The organism is Planctomycetia bacterium (assembly GCA_021413845.1).
Lineage (GTDB): Bacteria > Planctomycetota > Planctomycetia > Pirellulales > PNKZ01 > PNKZ01.
Window position 1 is genome coordinate 24,688 of the sequence record JAIOPP010000099.1, and the last position, 21,491, is coordinate 46,178.

20 protein-coding genes are annotated in these 21,491 nt (G+C 62.3%); 7 read left to right on the top strand and 13 right to left on the bottom strand.

Annotated elements, in window-relative coordinates:
* Positions 1 to 121 precede the first annotated feature (121 nt).
* From K8U03_18415 to lysS, 3 genes are all read right to left on the bottom strand, one after another.
* Positions 122 to 922 (bottom strand): ABC transporter ATP-binding protein, encoded by an 801-nt coding sequence (locus tag K8U03_18415; protein MCE9606865.1) that lies wholly within the window; start codon positions 920 to 922, stop codon positions 122 to 124.
* Positions 923 to 997: 75 nt separating this feature from the next.
* A complete protein-coding gene (locus tag K8U03_18420) occupies positions 998 to 2,623 on the bottom strand; it encodes an FtsX-like permease family protein (GenBank protein ID MCE9606866.1) in 1,626 nt (541 codons plus the stop codon).
* A gap of 144 nt (positions 2,624 to 2,767) precedes the next feature.
* Positions 2,768 to 4,300, bottom strand: a complete 1,533-nt coding sequence (lysS, locus tag K8U03_18425; protein ID MCE9606867.1) for a lysine--tRNA ligase — start codon at positions 4,298 to 4,300, stop codon at positions 2,768 to 2,770.
* A 390-nt stretch (positions 4,301 to 4,690) separates the two neighbouring features.
* Here lysS and K8U03_18430 point away from each other — a divergent pair, with 390 nt between their 5' ends.
* The 3 genes from K8U03_18430 (at position 4,691) to K8U03_18440 (ending at position 7,610) form a co-directional block, all read left to right on the top strand.
* Positions 4,691 to 5,173, top strand: coding sequence for a hypothetical protein (locus tag K8U03_18430; protein MCE9606868.1), 483 nt, complete (start codon positions 4,691 to 4,693; stop codon positions 5,171 to 5,173).
* Between the two features lie 151 nt (positions 5,174 to 5,324).
* Positions 5,325 to 5,597 (top strand): DUF485 domain-containing protein, encoded by a 273-nt coding sequence (locus K8U03_18435; protein MCE9606869.1) that lies wholly within the window; start codon positions 5,325 to 5,327, stop codon positions 5,595 to 5,597.
* An 87-nt stretch (positions 5,598 to 5,684) separates the two neighbouring features.
* Entirely contained in the window at positions 5,685 to 7,610 is a 1,926-nt protein-coding gene (locus tag K8U03_18440) for a cation acetate symporter (GenBank protein MCE9606870.1), read from the top strand.
* Positions 7,611 to 7,613: 3 nt separating this feature from the next.
* Here K8U03_18440 and K8U03_18445 read toward each other — a convergent pair whose 3' ends face one another.
* The 5 genes from K8U03_18445 to K8U03_18465 all read right to left on the bottom strand — a co-directional run bounded on the left by K8U03_18445 (position 7,614) and on the right by K8U03_18465 (position 11,024).
* Positions 7,614 to 8,453 (bottom strand): substrate-binding domain-containing protein, encoded by an 840-nt coding sequence (locus K8U03_18445; GenBank protein MCE9606871.1) that lies wholly within the window; start codon positions 8,451 to 8,453, stop codon positions 7,614 to 7,616.
* 36 nt (positions 8,454 to 8,489) lie between these two features.
* Positions 8,490 to 9,230 (bottom strand): ATP-binding cassette domain-containing protein, encoded by a 741-nt coding sequence (locus tag K8U03_18450; GenBank protein ID MCE9606872.1) that lies wholly within the window; start codon positions 9,228 to 9,230, stop codon positions 8,490 to 8,492.
* Entirely contained in the window at positions 9,227 to 9,877 is a 651-nt protein-coding gene (locus tag K8U03_18455) for an ABC transporter permease (GenBank protein ID MCE9606873.1), read from the bottom strand. The genes K8U03_18450 and K8U03_18455 overlap by 4 nt, the downstream gene beginning before the upstream one ends.
* Before the next feature lie 63 nt (positions 9,878 to 9,940).
* Complete coding sequence (locus K8U03_18460) at positions 9,941 to 10,840, bottom strand: segregation/condensation protein A (protein MCE9606874.1); 900 nt, start codon at positions 10,838 to 10,840, stop codon at positions 9,941 to 9,943.
* Between the two features lie 43 nt (positions 10,841 to 10,883).
* Positions 10,884 to 11,024, bottom strand: coding sequence for a hypothetical protein (locus K8U03_18465; GenBank protein ID MCE9606875.1), 141 nt, complete (start codon positions 11,022 to 11,024; stop codon positions 10,884 to 10,886).
* A 178-nt stretch (positions 11,025 to 11,202) separates the two neighbouring features.
* Here K8U03_18465 and K8U03_18470 point away from each other — a divergent pair, with 178 nt between their 5' ends.
* Positions 11,203 to 11,748: an HIT domain-containing protein gene (locus tag K8U03_18470; GenBank protein MCE9606876.1), complete on the top strand. Its 546-nt coding sequence runs from the start codon at positions 11,203 to 11,205 to the stop codon at positions 11,746 to 11,748.
* Positions 11,723 to 12,886 carry a dNTP triphosphohydrolase gene (gene dgt / locus K8U03_18475; GenBank protein ID MCE9606877.1) on the top strand — a complete coding sequence of 388 codons (1,164 nt, stop codon included), beginning with the start codon at positions 11,723 to 11,725 and terminating at the stop codon, positions 12,884 to 12,886. Before K8U03_18470 ends, dgt begins: the two co-directional genes overlap by 26 nt.
* 36 nt (positions 12,887 to 12,922) lie before the next feature.
* Here dgt and argS read toward each other — a convergent pair whose 3' ends face one another.
* Both argS and rsfS read right to left on the bottom strand, forming a co-directional pair.
* Positions 12,923 to 14,902 carry an arginine--tRNA ligase gene (gene argS / locus K8U03_18480; GenBank protein MCE9606878.1) on the bottom strand — a complete coding sequence of 660 codons (1,980 nt, stop codon included), beginning with the start codon at positions 14,900 to 14,902 and terminating at the stop codon, positions 12,923 to 12,925.
* Between the two features lie 249 nt (positions 14,903 to 15,151).
* On the bottom strand, positions 15,152 to 15,601 hold the full coding sequence (gene rsfS / locus K8U03_18485; GenBank protein ID MCE9606879.1) for a ribosome silencing factor: 450 nt from the start codon (positions 15,599 to 15,601) through the stop codon (positions 15,152 to 15,154).
* A gap of 141 nt (positions 15,602 to 15,742) precedes the next feature.
* Between rsfS and bcp the strand changes: the two genes are divergently transcribed.
* Positions 15,743 to 16,354, top strand: coding sequence for a thioredoxin-dependent thiol peroxidase (bcp, locus tag K8U03_18490; protein ID MCE9606880.1), 612 nt, complete (start codon positions 15,743 to 15,745; stop codon positions 16,352 to 16,354).
* A 16-nt stretch (positions 16,355 to 16,370) separates the two neighbouring features.
* Here the strand turns inward: bcp and K8U03_18495 are convergent, their stop codons facing one another.
* Complete coding sequence (locus K8U03_18495) at positions 16,371 to 18,929, bottom strand: amino acid adenylation domain-containing protein (protein MCE9606881.1); 2,559 nt, start codon at positions 18,927 to 18,929, stop codon at positions 16,371 to 16,373.
* Between K8U03_18495 and K8U03_18500 the strand changes: the two genes are divergently transcribed.
* Positions 18,916 to 19,125, top strand: coding sequence for a hypothetical protein (locus tag K8U03_18500; protein MCE9606882.1), 210 nt, complete (start codon positions 18,916 to 18,918; stop codon positions 19,123 to 19,125). The genes K8U03_18495 and K8U03_18500 overlap by 14 nt on opposite strands.
* A gap of 37 nt (positions 19,126 to 19,162) precedes the next feature.
* Here K8U03_18500 and mce read toward each other — a convergent pair whose 3' ends face one another.
* Both mce and K8U03_18510 read right to left on the bottom strand, forming a co-directional pair.
* Positions 19,163 to 19,726 carry a methylmalonyl-CoA epimerase gene (gene mce, locus K8U03_18505; protein MCE9606883.1) on the bottom strand — a complete coding sequence of 188 codons (564 nt, stop codon included), beginning with the start codon at positions 19,724 to 19,726 and terminating at the stop codon, positions 19,163 to 19,165.
* 5 nt (positions 19,727 to 19,731) lie between these two features.
* Complete coding sequence (locus K8U03_18510) at positions 19,732 to 21,456, bottom strand: methylmalonyl-CoA mutase family protein (GenBank protein MCE9606884.1); 1,725 nt, start codon at positions 21,454 to 21,456, stop codon at positions 19,732 to 19,734.
* Between the last annotated feature and the right edge of the window lie 35 nt (positions 21,457 to 21,491).

The following is a 21,491-nucleotide window of genomic DNA, read 5'->3' on the forward strand; positions in this document are numbered from 1 at the left end:
TATCGTTCTTCGCTTGCGGTTTCGCGAACGTTACGAAATTCAATATCGATAAAGTCGGCGGCGCGAGCTGCGTGGCTCGGCCGCCGGCGAATGTGTTCGGGTGTCGTACGTTTTTGCTTCGCTACGGTTCGACGCGGCCTTCTACCAAGCGTACGATTCTATCGGCCTGTTCGGCAATGGCTAGGTCGTGGGTGACCATGACTATAGTGAGGTTTTCGCGTTCGTTCAACGACCGCAGGATGCGCAGAATGTCGTTGCCGGTCGAGCGGTCGAGGTTTCCGGTCGGTTCGTCGGCCAGCAACACTTTCGGTCCGGTGATCAAGGCTCGGGCGATCGCGGTGCGCTGCATTTCGCCGCCGGAAAGCTCCCGCGGTTTGTGATGCAAGCGGTGCCCGAGGCCGACGATCTCTAACAGACGCTTAGCCTCGGCTTCATGTTCGCGCCGGCGGCGCCAGTATTTGAAAACGCCGTCGGAAATCATGCTCGGCGACAGCACGTTCTCGAGCGCCGTCATTTCCGGCAGCAGATGATAAAACTGAAAGATCAGGCCGAATTGCGTGTTTCGCAGCACGTCGCACTCGCGCGTCGGGCGGTTGTCGATCCGCCGGCCGTCGAGCCGAACCTCTCCCTGGTCGGGCCGATCGAGCGTGCCGAGCAGATGCAGTAGCGTACTTTTTCCGGAGCCGCTCGAGCCGATGATCGCGAGAAATTCCCCTCGATGCACTTGGAGCGTTGCGCCCCGCAGCACCGGAATCTTGTGCGCTCCTTTGAAGTAGTTTTTCTGTAGGTCGACCGCCTCGATATGGATCTGCTGCGGATCGACGACCGGGGCCGGATCGGCTTCCTCGGCCTTCAGCAATTGCAGGCGCGGCGAAAGGCGCTGCCCTTCGTCGGACGTTGGGCGCGGTTGCGAGGGAGACATGCTTCGTTCTCGGCGGTGGATCGGGCGAAGGGCGTGTAACGCATCTCGGGCGGGGCGGTTGCTGGTCGCGCGACGTTAATCGTAACGGAGCGCTTCGACCGGATGCATGCGCGCCGCGCGGAGCGCGGGCAAGATGCTCGCCCCGACGGCGATGCCGAGCGCGCCGACGACGATCATCGCGACCGTCGCAGGATCGACGATCGTAGGGATCTTATAGAAGTAATAGATCGACGGATCGAACACCTTTCGGCCGGTCACGTGGCTGAGGACGTCGGCGATCTCGTTGATGTAATGGACGAATGCGAGGCCGGTGATGAGCCCTCCTCCGGCACCGACGGCGCCGAGCGATAAGCCGTAGGCGAGGAAGATCCCCATGATGCCGCGCGACGAAGCACCGAGCGACTTCAAGATGCCGATGTCTTTGGTCTTCTCGACGACGATCATGAAGAAGATCGCGAGGATGCCGAAGCCGGCGACGGCGATGATGAGGAACAACAGGACGTTCAAGATCGCGGTCTCCATTTGCACGGCGGCGAGGAGCGCTCCTTGCTTATCGCGCCACGTCGACACGCGATACAACTGCGGATGGAACACGGCCTTGAGCTTGTCGCGGACGATGATGCCGTCGGCATCGTTCTTGAGTTTGATTTGAATCGAAGTCACGCGCGCGTTGCCGGTTTGCGGGTCGATCATGCCCCGAAGCTTCTGCAACTTCTCGATCGGCACGAAGACGAACTGCGAATCGTATTCGCTCATTTTGCATTCGTAGAAGTCGGTGACCGTGAAGAGGTCGTCGATCGCGCGCGGCGGTGTGCCGGCGGCAGGAAGCGTGAGGCGGACGTCGTCGCCAGGCATGACGAGAAATTGTTCTTGGCCCGCGCGATCTTGGTAGCTCGCCAGCGCGATGCCGAGCACGAGGCCGGAATGCTGCTGCTTGGCGGGATCGAACGTGTTTTGCGACGGCGGCGCGGCAGGAAACGGATTCCCGGTCTTCACGGCCTCGGCCTGCGCGATCTCGAACGCGTTTTGCGGCACGGCCGGCTTCGGCTGCGGCGCGGGATTGGTCGGACCGGCGGCTACGGCATACGGGGAGCTTGCCGCTGCGCCGTCGTTCGGCGATGTCGAAGGGGCGGGCCCGCGCAGCCCGAGCGGATCGTTGTCGGGCGGCTCGGCTTGCGTGTGGTTGAACGCGGCTTCATCGCGACGATGCCCCCAGCCGGCTTCGGCGAGCGAAGCGCGGCGGCCGTCTTGCGTGTCGTAGCCCGCCTCGCGGAGGTTGAAGCTGAAGTTCTTGCGGTTGTCGGGATGTTGGAGGAACTGCCCGAAGTCGCTCGCTTGCGATTGCGTTCGCGCATCGATGCCGATGAGCTGCACCGGCTGCGTGACCCATTGCCGCTGCACCTTATAGCTGAGCATCGCCGGGACGACGACGGTCGGCGTCATCCCTTCGATATACTCGCCGGCCGCCTTACGGATTTCGTTCATGTGCCACTGGGCATCGACGAACCCCTCGAGGCTCTGCGCCTCGAAGACGACGTCGGAGAGGACGCCGTGGATGCGGGCTTGCATCTCGACGGCGAAGCCCTTCATCACGCTATTGACGACGATCATCGTCGCCACGCCGAGCAACACGCTCACGACCGAAGCCAGCGCGATGTAGCGGGTCGAAAGATATTTGCGGCAGAGGAGGAAGACGTACATTTACCCATCCTTGGGTTTCGTTGGGCGGCTTGGTTTGTCGAAGCGGTTATTCTTCGGAAAGTGGGAGGATGGGAATGACGAATGACTAATGTCTAATGACGAAGCTTTCGCATTCCCTCGGCCATATCCTTGGCCCTGGCCCCTCTAAACTTCGTGTCGTAGCACTGGGAACAAAATCACATCGCGAATCGTTTGGGCGTTCGTCAGCAGCATTACTAAGCGATCGATACCGATCCCTAAGCCGCCGGCAGGGGGCATGCCGTGCTTCAAGGCGCGGACGAAGTCGTGGTCCATCTTCGACATCGAATCTTCTTCTTTTTGTCCTTCGAGTTGGCCGCTGAAAAGCTCTTCTTGCAGGTACGGATCGTTCAGCTCGGTGTAGGCATTGGCGACTTCCATACCATGCACGAACAGCTCGAACCGTTCGGCGACGCGCGGATTGTCGCGCTTCCGCTTCGTCAGCGGGCAGATGCTCGCCGGATAATCGATTACGAAGATCGGCCCGACGAGCGCGTCTTCCACCTTCTCTTCGAAGACTTCGCTCTTGATGACATCCGGATGCTTGCCGGTCGTCTCGAAGCCGATCTTTTCCGCCAGCGCCTTCACCGCGGCTTCGTCGTCGGGGCGCACGCCGGCGTGCTTCTCGAAGAGCTCGTCGTAACTCAGGCGTTGGAACGGCGGCGTGAAGTCGATCGTCTTCTCGCCCCACTTCAACACCAGCGAATCGTCGCCCGCGGGCCGGCTGGCGCGAATCGCGCCGACGATCAGCTTCTCGGTCAGGTCCATCATCGAGCGATAGTCGCCGTAGGCCTGGTAGACCTCGAGCATCGTGAATTCGGGATTATGCCGCGGGCTGATACCTTCGTTGCGGTAGACCCGGCCGAGTTCGTAAACCCTTTCGACGCCGCCGACGAGCAGCCGCTTCAAGTGCAGCTCGAGCGCGATGCGCATGTAGAGCTGCATGTCGAGCGCGTTGTGGTGCGTTTCGAAAGGGCGCGCCGCCGCGCCGCCGGCAATGGCGTGCAACGTCGGGCCTTCGATTTCGACGAACCCTTCGCCGCCGAGCGTGCTCCGGATCGACTGCACGATCTTGGTTCGTTGCAGGAACCGATCGAGCGCCCCTTCGGTGTAAATGAGGTCGATATAGCGCATCCGTTGCCGCTGTTCGGCGTCTTGGATGCCGTGGAACTTATCGGGATGCGGCAGCACTGACTTCGTGAGAAAGGTGAGCTGCTCGGCGAAGATCGTCAGCTCGCCGGTCTTCGTCCGCTTGAACTCTCCTTCGACGCCGATCAAGTCGCCGAGGTCGAAGTTCTCGGCCAGCGCCCAATTCTCTTCGCCGACTTGGCCCCGGCCGATGAAGACCTGAATCTTGCCGGTCCAATCTTTAATGTCGAGGAAGATCAGCTTCCCCTTCGTGCGCTGGAGCACGATCCGGCCGGCGGCGCGCACCTTCGGCCCATGCAAGATCGGGCCCTTGTCGCGCGCCCCTTCGACCGCGGCTTCGGCCGGGATCTCTTCCGTGATTTCGTTCTCGCGCTTGCGGATCGACCCGATCGACAGATGGTCGTCGAACCGGTGGCCCCACGGGTCGTGCCCGAGCTCGGTGATCTTGCGCAGCTTTTCGCGGCGCGCGGCTTCGTGGACTCCGGGCGTACTGACATCTTCGGTCGACATGGCAGGCAGGCGCAGTGCTAGAGAAGGTGGAGAGCGATAACTCTTTCGAGCGATAAGTCTAAAGAGTGCCGTATTTTAGGGAAACACGAAGGTGGGTCAACGGCAACCGCGGCGTGCCGGCATGCCCGACGCTTCTTCGCAGGATCGCGATCAAAGCAAGTGACGTAGCGAAGTTACGACAAAGTTGCAGGCCCGGTACGCGCGCCCCGGCCGAGAGAGGTCGGGATCGTAATTCGCCTGCTACCAAGACGACGATGGTGCGGCGCGGGTTCGGTCGCGGCATGCGGAGCATACCTACAACGTTGCGGCCCGTTGCTTCGCGGCGTGCCGGGTTGCAAAATAGCCCGGCTCGGTCCCTTCTCGTCCATTTCACATCTTGAGGAGCAAAGCATGTTGCGTCGCATCGCGTTCGCCGTTGCCGTGGTGGGGTTGTTTTCGTGCGGGGCCGGGCAAGCAGGAGCTCAGGCGACGCCCGAGCAGTTGGACGAGGTCGCTAAGCTTTCGGCCAATCAATACGACCAAATTAAGGAAGTGTTTGCCGAGGCGCGAGCCTGGCTGAAGGACGAAGCGAACCATAAGTTCACCAACGCCAAGCTCAAGCGAGACGACGCCAAGAAGCTTGTGGAAGACCTATACGCGGCCGGAGCCGTGCGGTTCTATGCCAGCGCCCTGATGAAAAACGGCACGGCGGAGACCGCCTCGACGCTGATGGTCGTCTTCGGTGGGCAGCCTGCCGTACGGACGAAGGTGTTGAAGACCGTCAACGACTTCAACAAGACTCAGCTCACGGCGCAGGGCAAGCCCGAGCTGCTCGAATCGCTCACGATGCCCGACGCCGGCCAGCCGATCTTGCAAGTCGTGCTGGATTATTAAACCGTCCGTCTATTAAGCGGGTCCGTCTCGGAAAACTCTCTCGGCCGGTCGTTAGCCGATGGAACCTCGGCGGGCTTTCGCTTACGCTGAGGGGCCCCGCTTGCGCCTGTCGATGCACTAATCTCCGCTCCTGCATTCGGAATCATCTGCTATGGGTCTCGACCACGGTCCTTCGACGCACATTGAAACGGAAGATGAAATCACGGCCGCGCGGAATGCCAAGCTCGGCATGAAGCTGTTCGTGTTGTATCTCGCCGTCTATGCGATCTATGTGTTTCTCGCGGCCTTCTCGCCGCAGACGCTGCGCACCATCGGGCCGTTCGGCTTGAACGTCGCCGTGCTCTACGGCTTCGGGCTCATCATCAAAGCGCTCTGCTTGGCGTTGGTCTACGCTTGGATCTGCCGCACGCATGCGCCGCGGTAGCGTTGTTGCCGTGCTGCTCGGTAGTCGCGTCGTTCGCTCGATTTCGGTTTCTTCGGTCTGCGTTTTTGCCTCGATAAGGATGTGCCCGTGAAGTACGAAGCCTCGCTTTCGGCCGTCGTGATCTTTGCTCTGTTCGTCTTCGTGACGTTGGCGATCAGCTTCTACTTCGCGCGCAAGACGAGCTCGGCGAAGAGCTATTTCGCCGCCGGCGGACAGATTCATTGGTTCGTCAACGGCGTGGCGTTCGCCGGCGATTATCTTTCCGCGGCGTCGTTTCTCGGCATCTGCGGGATGATCGCGTTCTACGGCTACGACGGGTTCCTCTACTCGATCGGCTACCTGGCGGGCTGGGTCGTGGCGCTGTTCGTCGTCGCCGAGCCCTTGAAGCGTTTGGGCAAGTACACGTTCGCCGACGCGCTCGACGCGAAGTTCGGCTCGCCCGGCATCAAGCTCGCGGCCGGCATCAGCACGCTCGTCGTCAGCATCTTCTACTTGATCCCGCAAATGGTCGGCGCGGGCGCGCTCGTGAAACCGCTGCTAGGGTTCGACCACGCGATCGGCGTCTGCTTGGTCGGTGCCGTGGTCGTGATGATCGTCGTCACGGCCGGCATGGTGAGCACGACGTACGTGCAGTTCCTCAAGGGCTCGCTGTTGGTCGTGTTCAGCACGGTGCTCACCGTGGCGATCTTGAACCGCGGGCTCGTCGATCCCTCGGAGAGCGACGCGGCGACCCGGCCGCGGATCTTGCTGAGTGGGGCGAGTGAAGCGAAATCGGCAACCGAAGTCGCACCAACCGGCGATTGGAGCAAATCGGCTTATTCCCGAACTCGCGATGCCGAAGGAATCGTCACCGTTTGGAAGAAGTTCGAGCTCGAAGGGCAATCGGGACTGATCGAATGCCAGGCCTCGACGATCACGAAAGAGGGCAAGAAGCTCGTCAACGGCAAGCCGTGGGGCAAAGGACCAGGCGAAGCCGACTTCTTTCCGGTCGGCACGGTGGCTAAGTTGCCGGGCGATGCCAAGTCGACCGGGAAGCTCGGCCCGCTCGAGTATTTAAGTACGCTCGAACAGAGCACGATGCTGCTCTGGGCCGAAGACAAAAAGAAGATCACCGAGGCCGACGGCTCCGTCACCACGGTTTACTATCCGACGCCGACGAAAGGCTCCGACGTCCTCATGCCGGGGAACAGTCCGACGTTCGCCGGCCTGCGTGCGCCGGAGTTCTCGAAGAAGCTGAACTTTCTTTCGCTCATGCTCGCGCTCTTCTTCGGCACCGCTTCGCTGCCGCACATTCTGATTCGCTACTACACGGTGAAAGACCAAGCCGCGGCGCGAAAGAGTACGGTCGTCGGCATCGCCTCGATCGGGTTCTTCTACGTGCTCACGTTGTTCATTGGCCTCGGCGCGATGACGAGCGGCGCGATCGACGTGACCAACTCGAACATGGCTGCTCCGCTCTTGGCGAAGAGCATCGGCGAGACGCTCTTCGCGATCATTTCGGCGATCGCCTTCACGACCGTGCTCGGAACGGTCGCAGGCCTGATCGTCGCGGCTTCCGGCGCCGTGGTGCATGATCTGCTCTCCGGCTTCTTCAAGCTCGAGATGGACGACCACAAGAAGGTGCGCTTCGGGCGGATCGGGTCGGTCGTCGTCGGGGTGATTGCGATCATCCTCGGCATCTTGTTTGAGAAGATGAACGTGACGTTCTTGGTCGGCTGGGCGTTCAGCGTCGCGGCCTCGGCCAATATGCCGTCGCTCGCCACGATGCTCTTCTGGAAGGGAACGACGCGGCAAGGCATCATCGCCGGCATCTTGGTCGGCATGGTCTCGTCGCTCGGCTGGGTGCTCCTCAGCGCCGATGCCTATAAAGACGTCTACGGCCTCTCGCCCGACTTGGCCCCGATGCCGTTCAGCCAACCCGGCATCGTCACGATCCCGCTCGGCTTCGCCACGGTGATCCTCGTCTCGCTATTGACGAAGAAGAAGGACGTCGCCGTTCCAACGGCCCGATAAGGGTTAGGGCGCCGGTCGAAACAGCGACTCGCCGAACTTCTCGCGGCCGAATTCGCCGATCCGCTTCTTCGTTTCCGGCGTGAGGAGAAAGTCGGCGAACTTCGTCGCTTCCGGTTGATGCAAGCCGGGATGCTTCGCCGCCGAGACGACGATGACCGAATAGCGGTTGATCAGGGCCGGATCCCCTTCGACGAGCGGCACGTTCTTCAACTTCTCGCGGAGCGCGAGGTAAGTGCCTCGATCGGTCAGCGTATACGCTTGCTTTTCGTCCGCCATGCGCAGCGCATCGGCCATGCCCAAGCCGGCGCGAACATACCAATCGCCGCTCGGCTCGACTTTGGCCGACTTCCAAAAAGATTTTTCTTTGACGTGCGTTCCCGACTCGTCGCTGCGAGAAACGAACGGGGCTTTCGCTTCCGAGATCGTGCGCACGGCCTCGGCCGCCGACTTGAGGCCCTTCACCTTCGCCGGGTCGGTCGCAGGTCCGACGATGATGAAATCGTTTTCCATCAATGGACGCCGCGAGACGCCGAAACCGTCGTCCATGAATTTCTGCTCGGCCTCGGGCGAGTGCGAGATGATCACATCGCCGTCGCCGCGGCGCGAGTTCTCAAGCGCTTGTCCGCTCCCGACGGCGACTACCTTCACATCGATGCCCGACTGCTCCCGAAACTTCGGCAGCAAGTAATCGAGCAAGCCGGAATCGCGCGGGCTCGTCGTCGTTTGCAGCGTGATCGTCGCCGCCGCCGATGCTTGCTGCTTGGCGGGTTTCGTATCGGAGCTACAGCCGCTCGCCGGCAACAAGGCGAGCAACGCGAGCAACCAGCAACGGGAAAGGTTCATAAGAAGCGTCCCTTCATCATGGCGGGCGAAGCGTGCTTAATAGATCATCTTACCGGCGACGAAGTCGGCAGTGCGCGAGTCGCGCGGCTGCGTGAAGAAGGTTTCCGTCGCGGCCGTTTCGATCGGCACGCCGTCTAATATTAAACAAACCCGCTCGGCCGTGCGACGGGCTTGGAACAAGTTGTGCGTGGCCCACACGATCGCCGGCCGGCGCTCGCGCGCAGTCGTGCGCAGTGCTGTTTCGACCATCGCGACTCGGGCCGGGTCGAGGTTCGCCGTCGGCTCGTCGAGCACCAAGAGCTCCGGTTCGACGACGAGTGCCCGAGCCAGCGCGGTCAGTTGAATCTGCCCGCCGGAGAGAGTTCGTGCCGATTGCGCGGCGAGCTTCGTGAGATCGAGCAGGGCCAGAATCGCGTCGACCTTCGCGTTGCGCGTCGCTTGGTCGGAAAGGCCGCGAATCCGCAAACCGTACTCGACGTTGTAACGAACCGAGCCTCGCTGCATCAACGGATTCTGCGGCATCCAAGCGATGCGATGCCGCGCCGCTTGGCTCTCCGCCGGCTTCGCGAGGTCGGCTCCGTCGAACGAGACGCGACCTTGGTCGGGCGCGATAAGTCCGGCGAGCATCTTTAGTAGCGTACTTTTTCCGGCACCTGTCGGCCCGACGATCGCCAGCGTTTCGCCGCGGGCAATCGTCAACGTCGGAGCGCTCAGGCGAAACGTCGCGCTCAAGCGCTTTTCGATCCAATCGACATGCACTAGCGGCGTCTCGCTCATGCCATCCCTCGCGCTTGCGTGCGCAGGATAACGAAGTTGACGAGGAGCGCCAGCGTCATCAACACGGCTCCGAGCGCGAGCGCCATTGAAAACTCTCCGCGCGCCGTTTCGAGTACGATCGAGGTCGTCAAGACGCGGGTGTGCCCTTGGATATTGCCGCCGACCATCAACACTGCCCCGACTTCCGAGAGGCTGCGCCCCAAGGCCGTCGCGATTGCGAGGCCGACGCCGCTGCGGGCCTCGCGGAGGATCGCGCGCCGCGCTTGGCTCGGCGAAGCGCCGAGCCCGCGAAGTTGATCGAACAATTCGCGCGGCACCGCCGCCACGGCGTGCATGGTAATGCCGACGACGAGCGGCAGCGCTAAGATGAACTGCGCGACCATCATCGCTTGCGGAGTATAAAGCCAACCCCAAGCGCCGAGCGGTCCGCTGCGCGAGAGGAGCAGATAGACGAGCAGCCCGACGACGACCGGCGGCAGCGCCATGCCGGTGTGAATGATCCCGACGACGATCTCGCGCCCGGGAAACTTCGCGAGCCCGAGCCACGCCCCGAGGGGCACGCCGACGAGCGTCGCCGACGACACGGCGACAGCCGAGACTTGCAGCGTCAGCCGAACGATCTCCGCTAACTCGCCCGAATCGGTCATACTATTCATCGCCGCTGGATCCGGTTTCCCTATCGTCGTCCGAAAGACGAATGATTCGGCCGGCTACTTCGGCTTCTTCGCCCGCGGCTTGCGGGTGCGGGCCGGTTCGGCTGCGGCGGCGAAGTGCGGCGCGGCGGGTTGCGCGTGTGCCGTGTCGGCGGCAGGTTCGGCGACGGCCGTGGTGCGGACATCGTCCGTCCGTTGGTGGTCGTACTCGTCCGCCGCATCGTCTTCGACCGACACCTTGCCCGACGTCCCGGGGAAGACCATGATCTCGCCGAACAGATTCGACTGTTCCGTTTTCACGCTATGGTGCCGGGCCAATTCGAGCACGGCGAGGAACATGCCGACGAGCTTCGACTTGTGCATGCCCGGCTCGAAGAGCTCGCCGAGCGCGACACTGCCCTGTTCATTCAGCAACGCGGCGATGCGTTTCATATGCACGTGGATCGGCGTGTCGTCGTACACGATGTTCGTCTGCGCCGGGCCTTTGCGATCGCGCACGATCCGCGCAAACGCGCTGACCAAGTCCCACAACTCGACCTCTTGAATCGCTTCGTTCGCCAGATCGTCGGTCGGGCTCGGGCGTTCGATGGCGAGCCGGCCGAAGTGCTCTTGCCACGTTCGGCATTTGTCTTCGAGCATGCTCGCGGCATCGCGAAACTTTTTGTATTCGAGCAGTTGGCGCACGAGGTCTTGCCGCGGGTCGTCGAGCGGCTCTTCGACTTCGTCCGCGTGCGGCAACACCAACCGCGACTTGATCTCGATCAGCGTGCTCGCCATTTCGAGAAACTCGCCGATCCCGTCGATGTCGAGCTTCTCCAGTAAGTCGAGATGCGCGCAGAACTGTTCCGTGACGAGCGCAATCGGCATGTCGACGATGTCGATCTCGTGTTTGCGCACGAGATACAACAACAGATCGAGCGGGCCGCGAAACGATTCCAGGTCGACACGAAAGTTCATCGATAGTTCGTCGTCCGTCTGTGGGCGCGAAACAGGCGAAGGCCTACGGCGGCGAAGCGACGTAAGGGCAACGTTCATCGAGAAACTCACGCACTACGAGGACGACGTCGCAGCCGAGCTCCGAACAAGAAGCTCCGGCCGGCGACACCGCTTCATCGTAACACGCGCCGCGCGAGCGCGGCATGATCCCGAGAATCGTTGCGATCCTTAAGTTCTTTTCGACCGTTACAGCTTGCCGGCTTGAGGTTTCCCGCCGGCGGCGGCACGCCTTTCCTTAAACGAAGCACACGTATAGACTTACTAGCAACGCAGGCCGTCGCCGCTTGCGGTTTCGCGAGCCCTCGTCACGGGAGCATTCGACGATGAACTACGAACAACTTTGGGCTCCTTGGCGGCTCGGCTATATCCAAGGGGGGGAAGCCCAGGACGAAGCGCCGCGGGCCGAACCGCGCTGGCGCGAAGGGGCCGATCATGCGTGTTTCCTCTGCCGCGACGTCGCCACGCCCGAGGATGATCGGCGCAACTTCGTCGTCGGGCGGGGAGCGCGAACGCTGATCGTGCTCAATCGCTACCCCTACAACAACGGCCATCTGCTGATTGCACCGCAAGCACACAAAGGCCGGCTCGACGAACTGGAGCCCGAGGAACATTTGGAACTAATGCAGACGCTCGCACGACTCGTCGGTATCGTCGAAAAAAAATTGAACGCCGAGGGGATCAACGTCGGTCTCAATCTCGGCAAGATCGCCGGAGCAGGTCTGCCCGGCCATCTCCATTGGCATGTCGTTCCGCGGTGGAACGGCGACACGAATTTTATGCCGGTCTTCGCCGGAGTGCGGGTCATCCCGCAATCGCTCGACACGCTTTGGGAGTTCCTGACGGATGCGCTCAAGTCCGACGCCGTTTAACGGCCCGCTACAGAGATCGTCGCAAACATTCGTCGATCGCGAGCGCGCGCTGCTGGCCGATTATGCGATGGCCGGCGCAGCCTCGAAGGGGCGGAAGCACGAAGAACCGACTCACGCCTACCGGAGCCCGTTCCAGCGCGATCGCGATCGGATCGTGCATAGCACGGCTTATCGTCGGCTGAGCGGCAAGACGCAAGTGTTCACGCGCGAAATGGGAGACTTCCACCGGACGCGGCTCACGCATACGCACGAAGTGGCGAGCGTGTCGCGCACGTTGGGCCGCGCGCTTCGCTTAAACGAAGACCTGATCGAAGCCCTCGCCCTCATGCACGACATCGGGCATCCCCCGTTCGGACACGCCGGCGAAGACGTGCTCGACGACTGCGTGCGGGCTCAGGCGAGCACGGGCGAGGTCGGGTTCTCGCACAACCGGCAAGCGCTACGCATCGTCGAGATCATCGAGCAACGCTACCCGGAATTCTCGGGGCTGAATTTAAGCTTGGAAGTGCTCGAAGGGCAGCAAACGCGAGCGATGAAGCGGGGCTCGGCGACGAGGCCGCTCTTGGAATCGCAAGTCGTCGACGCGGCCGACAGCACGGCTTACGACACGCACGACGTCGACGATGCGCTGCATCTCGGCTTGCTTACGATCGCCGAGCTCGACGAGGTGCCGCTGTGGCGCGAGGCGACGTCGCGCGTCCGCAGCCGTTATGCGGCGCTCGAAGCCGGCGAACTCAAGCGCTGCATCTTGCATGAGCTGATCGATTGGCAAGTGAGCGATTTGCTTGCGTGCTCCACCGAACGACTCGAAGCCTGGGGGATCGAATCGACCGAGCAGGTGCGGCAGGCGCAAGTCATCGTGCGGCCGAACGACGAGCTGTTCGCCCTCAAGGCCGAGTTGGAAAAGTTCTTGTATGCCCGCGTGTATCGTCACCCGACGGTCGTCGCTTCCCGGCTCATTGCGCAACAGCAGCTACGCGAGATGTTCGCCGGCTTTACGAAGCGGCCGGAGCTGATGCCGGAGTCGTTTCGCCAACGGATCGAAGTCTACGGCCTCGGCCGAAGCGTGTGCGACTATCTCGCGGGCATGACCGATCGCTTCTGCCAGCAAGAGTATTTGCGGCTGTTTCCGGAGTGAACGACGGTCTACATCTGCCCGACTACATTTGCCCGTCTACATTTGCTCGACGACGTCGATATTCAACAACGTCAGGCCGAGCTTGATCGTGCGGGCCGTGAGATCGCAGAGCAATAGGCGGCTGTGCTTCGTTTCGTCCGTCGGCGCTTTCAGCACCGGGCATTGCTCGAAGAACGTCGAGTAGTGGTTCGCCAAATCGTAGAGATACGACGTGAGTACGTTCGGGCGGAAGTCGGCGACCGCCGTTTCCAGGGCTTCCTCGAAGCGCAAGATCGCGATCGCGAGCGCGCGCTCGGCAGGCAACTCGAGTTGCATTCCCGCCGCACTGCGGCGCAGCATGTCGACTAGGATCTCGCCCCGGCGGAAGATGCTACGCACGCGGGCATAGGCATACTGCATATACGTGGCCGTGTTGCCGCTCATCGCCAGCATCTTGTCGTAGCTGAACTCATAGTCACTGGTCCGGTTCTGCGACAGGTCGGCGTATTTCAACGCCCCGATGCCGACGATTTCGGCGATCCGTCGTCGATCTTCGGCGCTAAGCTCTGCGCCGCCGGTTTTGCGATCGTCGTTCTCGCTCACGATGGCATGAGCCCGATCGACCGCTTCGTCGAGTAGCGACTTGAGTCCAACGGCGTCGCCGGAGCGCGTCTTATACGGCCGGCCGTCTTTGCCGAGCACGGTGCCGAAGCTCACATGCCGGAAGTCGCAGGCAGCGAAACCCCAGAGCTTCGCGGCGGCGAACAGATGTTCGAAGTGCAGGCTCTGCCGATGGTCGACCACATAGAGCATCGCGTCGGGCTTCCAGCGCTGCATCCGGTAGCGGATCGTCGCGAGATCGGTCGTCGCGTAGAGAAACGCGCCGTCTTTTTTCCGAATGAGCATCGGCACTTCTTGGTCGGGAAAGAAGACGCAGAGCGCGCCGTCGCTTTCGCGGGCGATCCCTTTACGCTTGAGCTCTTCGACGACGTCGGATAGTTGATCGTGGTAGAAGCTCTCGCCGAGCGTTTCGTCGAACGTGACCGATAATCGCTTGTACGTCTCTTCCAGCGTCGTGAGGCACGGCGGCATAAACTCTTGCCAGAGCCGCAGGTTCTCGGCATCGCCGGAGTGCAGCTTCGCGGTCTCTTCGAGCACGGCCGAGCCGATCTTCGGATGCGCCGCGGCGAGCTTCGCCAGTGCGGCGTCGGCGTCGATCTGCGCGAGCTTGGCTTCGAGATCGGCAACGGCCTCGCGCTGTTCGCCGACGTCGCGCTGCGCTTTCTTCAGCGTTTGCGCGGCCTTTTTATCGGCGTTTTTGTCCCCGGTCGGCTTCGTCGCTTCGGCGACTCGGAGCATCGCTTCGGTGCCTGCGAGCTTTTCGCGGAGCTTCGGCAACTCGTCCTTGCCTTGGAAGTAGCCGACGAGTTGATTCACCTGTCGATACAACCGCGACAGCTCATCTACCGGGTTCGCCTTGTACGCCGCTTCGTCGCGGAAGTGGCGGAAGCCGTAGATGATCATGCCGAACTGCGTCCCCCAGTCGCCGATGTGGTTGTCGCCGACGGCGTGGTGCCAGAGGAAGTTCAGCGTCCGGCAAATGCTGTCGCCGATCGCGGTCGAACGGATGTGTCCGACGTGCATCGGTTTCGCGACGTTCGGGCCGGAGAAGTCGACGACGTAGGTCTTCGGCTCGGCGACCGGCGCGATGTTCAAGCGTTCGTCGCGCACGGCGATCTGCAATTGCGCCGTGAGCCAATCGTCGCGCAGTTTCAAGTTGATGAAGCCCGGGCCGGCGATCGAAGGCTCGTCGCAAAATTCCGCGACGTCGAGCTTGGCTTTGATCTCTTCGGCCACTTCGCGCGGCGGGCGCTTCAAGAGCTTGCCGAGCGGCATCGCGCTGTTGATCTGGTAGTCGCCGTTGCGCGGGTCTTGGCTCGGGATGACCATCTCGACGACGGTCGCAATGTCGGCCGGCGAGACCCAACCGGAGAGAGCCGCTTCGAGGCGATCGCGCAACAATCGACGAGCATTCATGGCCGTGGCTTCAACTTAGTCGAGGAAATTCGAGTCGAGAGAAACGTAATCCGCCGATTGGAAACGATGCGACCGGATTGTTCAACCCGGCGGGGCGTTGGCAAGCGGGGGACGTGAGTTGCTCGGTAGCTCGGGTGCGCGTGGAAGAGTGGCGACTTACGTCCCTCGCTCACCGAGAGGGCGGCTCGATCCGGCGGTGCGCTTCGTCCGGCGCTTGTGGCATACGGCACGTGGAACGTGCCTGCTACTTTACTTCGCTGGGTCTTTCGGCGTGAACGGTACGCGCTTCGCGCCGGTCCAAAGTTCGTCGAGGCGGTAGTAGTCGCGGGTCTTGCCGTCGAACAGATGGATGATGATGTCCCCGTAGTCGAGCAAGATCCAGCCGCCGGTTTGATAGCCTTCGACGCCGAGCCGGCGATCGCGCAGATCGTCTTCGAGCTTGTGGTCGATCTCTTCGCTGATGGCGTGGAGTTGCCGCGTGCTGGAGCCGGTCGCGATGACGAAGTAGTCGAACTCCGTCGTAAGCTCGCGCAGGTCGAGCACGACGATCTCTCGGGCTCGATTTTCGTGTGCCGTTTGAGCGGCTGCCAAGGCTCTGTTCAATGCTCGTTCGCGCGACGCTACCGCGGAGTTTTCGACTTTCAAGCTGCTGGTGGCCACGACCGTCCCTCGGGTGAATCTGCTGCGAACTATCTCCATTCTACCGAGACAAGAGGAATCGGCGGAAGGTTCTTTGCCGGGGCGGCGGAATTTTCCCCTCCCGGGCCGGCGGAGAGCGGCAGATGCGCTAAAATGTGTCGATCTTGCCTCGTTTCATGCCGTTTTCAGCGAGAACACCCGATGGCCGACCCAAGCAAACCGACGAACGACACTTGGCTGGAAGAAGGAAGCAAAGCGCCGGACTTCACGCTCGCCTCGGATCAAGGGCCACCGGTCAAGCTCGGCGGACTCCGCGGCGGGCCGGTCGTCGTCTACTTTTATCCGCGCGACGACACGCCGGGCTGCACGCGCGAGGCCTGCGCATTTCGCGATCGGAGCGGCGAGCTGAAAGCACACGGAGCTACGGTGCTCGGCATCAGCACCGACGATGTGAAGAGCCACGGGAAGTTCCGCGACAAGTTCTCCTTAAACTTTCCCCTCTTGGCCGACGTCGACCACAAGACGGCCGAAGCGTTCGGTGCCTGGCGCGAGAAGAATATGTACGGCAAGAAGTCGATGGGGATCCAGCGCTCGACGTTTCTGATCGACGGCGCGGGCATCGTGCGCAAGGTGTGGCGCAAGGTAAACGTCGACGGTCATGATGCCGAAGTCCTCGCGGCCTTAGACGCACTCGGCGCGAAACCGGAAAAGCCGAAGGCCACGGCGACGAAAACTGCGCCGGTGAAAAAAGCCGTGGCGAAGTCGCCGCCGACGAAGGTCGCGAAGAAAAAAACTACGAAGAAGAAAAAGTAGCTCGTCGCGCTGGCGACTAGACTGCGACCGGCTCGTAAAGCTTCGGCCGTGGCGCTTCGATCTTCGGCAGGCGCTCGAGTTCGTCGTCGATCGCGGCGGCGAGCCCTAGCGCGTGTGCCCCGTACATCAGCGTGGCATGCGTGCCGGTGATGTTGCGTACGCGGATCGGTCCGCGAATGAGATGCTCCCAACCGAGCAGCGGTGTCTGCACGGCGGACAACGGTTGACGGGCGGCGCGAAACAGATGCGCGCCCCCTTGGAGCGGGCCGGCGATATAGCGCTCGATTGCGTGGAAGTGTTCCTTAATCATCCGGAGCCGGACCGGCGAGAAGAACGAAATGTCTTCCGCGAAGTGGCTCATGAACTCGCCGTCGGCTGTGCATTGCGCCGCGTCGCCGTCGGCCGGCGCTCGGTCGGCGCGGCCGAGTAAGCGACGAGCCGTTTTTGCGACCGCCTGTCGGCAGCGCGCGAGTGCGCGGCGGCGTTCGGTCGCCGGCATGCCGGCGAGTTCGCCGAGGTAGAGCGGGAGATTGCGCGATAGGGCCCGAAGGCGATGGAAGCGCGAAGCGGTCAGAGTTCGTTCGAGCGCGAGCGGGACACCGGCATCGAGCAGCCCAAGGAATTCGACCTCTTCGCCGAGCGCTTCGAGTTGCCGCGCGATTTCGTAGGCCATCCACGCGCCCGACGAATAACCGGCAAGTCGATAAGGGCCCTGCGGCTGAATGCCACGGAGCATTTCGATGTAGTCGCGCGCACACGCTGCGACTTCCGCGACGTGTGCGTCGGGCGATTCGTCGTTGAGTCGAGGCAATTGGATGCCGTACACGGCTTGCGTCGAACGGAGCGCGGCGATCGTTTCGCGATAGATCCACACATCGCCGGCCAGCGAATGGAGGAAGAACAACGGTCGGCCGAGTTCTCCTTCCCGCAGCAAGACCGGCGCGTCGTAGACTTCATCGACCGAGTATTCGAGCGCCGCGGCCAAGTGCTCGACCGTGCGACACTCGAAGAGCATCGTCGGCGTCACTTTGCGGCCGACAGTCGCTTCAAGCCTCGCCGTGAGCGACATCGCTTTGAGCGAGTCGCCGCCCAGCGCGAAGAAGTCGTCGTGCAGGCCGATCTCGTCGAGCTGAAACGTCTCGCGCCAGACCTCGAGAATCTGTCGTTCGAGTTCCGTCGTTTCGATCGCTCCTTGAGGATCTTCCGCGTCGTCCTTCGGCTCGAAGTAGAAGGGCTCCGGCAATGCGCGACGATCGATCTTGCCGTTCGCACTTTGCGGCAGGCTTTCCAATTGCAGAAAAGTCTGCGGCACCATGTATTCCGGCAGCCGATCTTGCGCGAACAACCGCAACGCCTCGGCGCTCCACGACGCGCCGGGCTGCAAGACCACGTAAGCCGCGAGATAGCGCGTCGCCGACGGCGAAGTCACCACGACGACCACGGCATCGCGCACCGTCGGATGTTGCAGCAACGTCGCTTCGATCTCGCCCGGCTCGATCCGAAAGCCGCGAAGCTTCACTTGGTTGTCGAGTCGGCAAACGTATTCGAGTTGTCCGTCGGCGCGGAAGCGCACCAAGTCGCCGGTTCGATAGTAACGCCCCGGCGGAATCTCCGGCGACGGGTTCTCGACGAACTTTTGCCGTGTGAGATCCTCGCGCCCGAGATAGCCTTCGGACACTCCGAGCCCGCCGATGTAAAGCTCCCCTTCCTTGCCGGGAGCGACGAGTCGGCCTGCCTCGTCGAGAAGATATAGGAGCGTGTTATCGATCGGGCGCCCGATCGGCGGCGCATCGCCGGCGTCGGCGTCGCGCACGGGATCGTGTTCGTAGGTCGAGGAATAGATCGCCGTTTCGGTGGGACCGTAGACGTTGATCCAGCGAATCTTCCGGCCGCCGACTTGCAAAAATCTACGATATACGGCCAGCGACGCTTGTTCGCCGCCGACCATTAAAGCGCGCAACGTCGGAGGAAGTTCGCGGCGCGTTTCGTAGAGATAGTTCGTCAGCTCGCGCCAGAGCGAAGTCGTGACGAAGAAGCCGGAAAGCCGCTCCACGGCGATGAACTTGAGAAACCCGTCCATCGAGTCGAGCGTGTTCTGCCCGGGGAGCACGAGGGTTGCGCCGGCGTTCAACGTGCAGAAATGTTCTTCGAGCGAGGCATCGAAATTGATCGAAGCGAGTGCCGTGCGTCGATCGCCTACCTGGAGGCCGAGCATCCGAATGACGTAGGCGTTGTGGTTCGCGAGATTGCGATGCGTGAGCACGACCCCCTTCGGGGTTCCCGTCGAGCCCGACGTGTAGAGGACCACGGCTCGATCGGTCAGCGCGTGCGGAGCGTCTTGGAAGGCGTTCTTTGTCGCGATCGAGTCGGCTTTTTCAAAGGCCTGGAAGTCGGCGATCGAAAGCGTGCTTTGCGCGGTCGCCGCGATATCGGCCGGCAACGGTCGATCGTAGACGACGGACTTCGGCGCGGCGTCGGCTAGGATCGATTTCAAGCGTTGCGACGGATACTTCGGGTCGAGCGGCACGTAAACCGCGCCGGGCGACGACGTCGGCCGCGCGATGCAGTTCCGCAAACGTAACGCTCCGGTCTCCCTTCGCGACGGCCACGACGTCGGGCAGACTCGCAGCTTGCCGCATGAAGACCTCGAGGATCGAACCTTCGATCCGCCGCTCAGGGCCGTTGCGGCTCCAGTCGTCCAACAGCGCGCGCGCCTCGGGCCCGAGCCCGCTTGGGGCGGGCTCGTCGGAGTCGATCGTGTTATCGAATAATTGCGACATGGTTCTTAGATCGTCGGACCTACGGGAATCATTCCAATTCCGGCTGCGGCGTCTTGTCTTTCGTCGGGTGCGAACAAAGCTCGATCAACATTCCGCCGGTCCCTTGCGGGTGCAAGAAACCGATCCTCGCACCGTGGGCACCCAGGCGGGGAACACGGTCGATCAAACGCAAGCCGGCTTGCTCGGCGGCTTGGAGCGCTAAGGCCGTGTCGTCGACGAGGTACGCCGTGTGATGCAGGCCCGGCCCTCGCTTCGCGAGAAACTTGGCGATCGGCGAGGCCTCGTCGAGCGGTTCCAAGAGTTCGAGTCGGACGGCGCTCGCATCGGTGCCGAGCTGGTAAAAGGCGACGCGCACCTTCTGCTCCGCCACGACTTCTTCTCCCTCGAACACGGCTCCGAGAGTCGCTTCGTAAAACGGTCGCGCTGCGGCGAGGCTCGCCACGGCGATCCCTAAATGATCGAGTCCGCGAATGGCGACCGCGGCCGTGAGGCGCGCCAGCGGCGTCGGCTCGGCCGAGGGAAGCGCAGCTCCGCCGAGGCCCAACACCGGGGGCGTCGTCGAGAGAGGCGAATGAATGATCGTGGGAGCCATGCGTGTTACTCTACCGCTTCCGGCGACTCTGTTTGTTGGTCCGTTTGCTGAGTGGCGTTCTGCTCGTATTCGCCGAACACATCGGCCAGCACGCGACAGATTTCGCCGATCGTGGCGTAAGCCTTCACCGCCGCGACGATCGGCGGCATCAGGTTCTCGGTCCCTCGGGCAGCCGTGCCTATCTCGGCGAGCGTCCGTTCGACGACCGCGACATCGCGATTCGCACGCACCGACCGCAAACGCTCGAGTTGCCCGGCGGTCGCTTGTTCATCCAACCTGAAGAGCGGAATCGACGGGGCTTCTCCCGTCGTGTGGCAATTCACGCCGACGATCGAGCGCTCGCGCGTGTCGATCGCCCGATTGAAGCGGTACGCCGAACGCTCGATCTCGCGCTGCGGGTAGCCGCGCTCGATCGCCGCGACCATGCCGCCGAGATCGTCGATCGCTTCGATGTAGGCTTCGGCTTCTTGCTCGATGCGGTCGGTCAGCGCTTCGACGTAGTAGCTCCCCCCGAGCGGATCGATCGTGTTGACGACGCCGCTTTCGTGCGCGATCACCTGCTGCGTGCGCAGCGCGAGCGAAACGGCTTCTTCCGTCGGCAGCGAGAGAGCTTCGTCTTTGCTGTTCGTATGCAACGACTGCGTGCCGCCGAGCACCGCGGCGAGGGCTTGAATCGTGACGCGCACGACGTTGTTTTCCGGTTGTTGCGCCGTGAGCGTTACGCCGCCGGTTTGCGTGTGGAAGCGAAGCATGCAACTACGCGGGTCTTGCGCGCCGAAACGCTCGCGCATGATGCGGGCATACAAGCGCCGGGCCGCGCGAAACTTCGCCGCTTCCTCGAACAGGTCGGTATGTGCAGCGAAAAAGAACGCCAAGCGGGGGCCGAAGTCGTCGATCGCGAGTCCGGCTTGCAGGGCCGTTTCGATGTAGCAGATCGCATCGGCCAGCGTGAAGCCGACCTCTTGCGCGGCCGTGCTGCCGGCCTCGCGAATGTGGTAGCCGCTGATGCTGATCGTGTTGAACTTCGGCGTGGCGCTCGTGCAATAAGCGAAGATATCGCTCGTGATTCGAAGCGAGGCTTGCGGCGGAAAGCGATACGTGCCGCGAGCGATATACTCTTTGAGAATGTCGTTCTGCAGTGTGCCGGTCAGCTTCGCAGGGGAAACTCCCTGTTGCTCCGCGACTGCAATGTACATCGCCAGTAAGATCGCGCCGGTGGCGTTGATCGTCATCGAGGTCGAGACCGCGTCGAGCGGAATGCCGTCGAAGAGCGTTTCCATATCGGCGAGAGAATCGATCGCCACGCCGACGCGCCCGACCTCGCCTACGGCTTCCGGCGCATCGCTGTCGTAACCGATTTGCGTCGGCAGATCGAACGCTACGGACAGGCCTGTGCTGCCTTGGGCGAGCAGGTAGCGATAACGTCGATTCGATTCTTCGGCGGTCGAGAAGCCGGCATATTGCCGCATCGTCCAGAGCCGGCCGCGATACATCGTCGGCTGCACGCCGCGCGTGTAGGGAAACTGACCGGGAAAGCCAAGCTTCTCGACATAGCCCTGCGCGGCATCGTCGGAAGGAAGATAGAGTCGTTCGACGGGGTCGTTGCTCGCGGTCACGAACGTCGGGATGCGCTCCGGCGATTTGCGCAGCGCGTCGGCCAGCAGGCCCGCACGCCAATCGTGGGCCGCGTCGGCGAGTTGCGTCGTCGTGTTGGGTGCGACGTTCGACATGAATCCCAGGCTCGATTCTCGGCAAAGAGTAATTG

Excerpts from the sequence above, each read along its gene's own strand:
- K8U03_18415 (MCE9606865.1), bottom strand. The coding sequence starts at position 922 with ATGTCTCCCTCGCAACCGCGCCCAACGTCCGACGAAGGGCAGCGCCTT.
- K8U03_18420 (MCE9606866.1), bottom strand. The coding sequence starts at position 2,623 with ATGTACGTCTTCCTCCTCTGCCGCAAATATCTTTCGACCCGCTACATC.
- lysS (MCE9606867.1), bottom strand. The coding sequence starts at position 4,300 with ATGTCGACCGAAGATGTCAGTACGCCCGGAGTCCACGAAGCCGCGCGC.
- K8U03_18430 (MCE9606868.1), top strand. The coding sequence starts at position 4,691 with ATGTTGCGTCGCATCGCGTTCGCCGTTGCCGTGGTGGGGTTGTTTTCG.
- K8U03_18435 (MCE9606869.1), top strand. The coding sequence starts at position 5,325 with ATGGGTCTCGACCACGGTCCTTCGACGCACATTGAAACGGAAGATGAA.
- K8U03_18445 (MCE9606871.1), bottom strand. The coding sequence starts at position 8,453 with ATGAACCTTTCCCGTTGCTGGTTGCTCGCGTTGCTCGCCTTGTTGCCG.
- K8U03_18450 (MCE9606872.1), bottom strand. The coding sequence starts at position 9,230 with ATGAGCGAGACGCCGCTAGTGCATGTCGATTGGATCGAAAAGCGCTTG.
- K8U03_18455 (MCE9606873.1), bottom strand. The coding sequence starts at position 9,877 with ATGACCGATTCGGGCGAGTTAGCGGAGATCGTTCGGCTGACGCTGCAA.
- K8U03_18460 (MCE9606874.1), bottom strand. The coding sequence starts at position 10,840 with ATGAACTTTCGTGTCGACCTGGAATCGTTTCGCGGCCCGCTCGATCTG.
- K8U03_18465 (MCE9606875.1), bottom strand. The coding sequence starts at position 11,024 with ATGCCGCGCTCGCGCGGCGCGTGTTACGATGAAGCGGTGTCGCCGGCC.
- K8U03_18470 (MCE9606876.1), top strand. The coding sequence starts at position 11,203 with ATGAACTACGAACAACTTTGGGCTCCTTGGCGGCTCGGCTATATCCAA.
- dgt (MCE9606877.1), top strand. The coding sequence starts at position 11,723 with ATGCGCTCAAGTCCGACGCCGTTTAACGGCCCGCTACAGAGATCGTCG.
- argS (MCE9606878.1), bottom strand. The coding sequence starts at position 14,902 with ATGAATGCTCGTCGATTGTTGCGCGATCGCCTCGAAGCGGCTCTCTCC.
- rsfS (MCE9606879.1), bottom strand. The coding sequence starts at position 15,601 with ATGGAGATAGTTCGCAGCAGATTCACCCGAGGGACGGTCGTGGCCACC.
- bcp (MCE9606880.1), top strand. The coding sequence starts at position 15,743 with ATGGCCGACCCAAGCAAACCGACGAACGACACTTGGCTGGAAGAAGGA.
- K8U03_18500 (MCE9606882.1), top strand. The coding sequence starts at position 18,916 with ATGCAGTTCCGCAAACGTAACGCTCCGGTCTCCCTTCGCGACGGCCAC.
- mce (MCE9606883.1), bottom strand. The coding sequence starts at position 19,726 with ATGGCTCCCACGATCATTCATTCGCCTCTCTCGACGACGCCCCCGGTG.
- K8U03_18510 (MCE9606884.1), bottom strand. The coding sequence starts at position 21,456 with ATGTCGAACGTCGCACCCAACACGACGACGCAACTCGCCGACGCGGCC.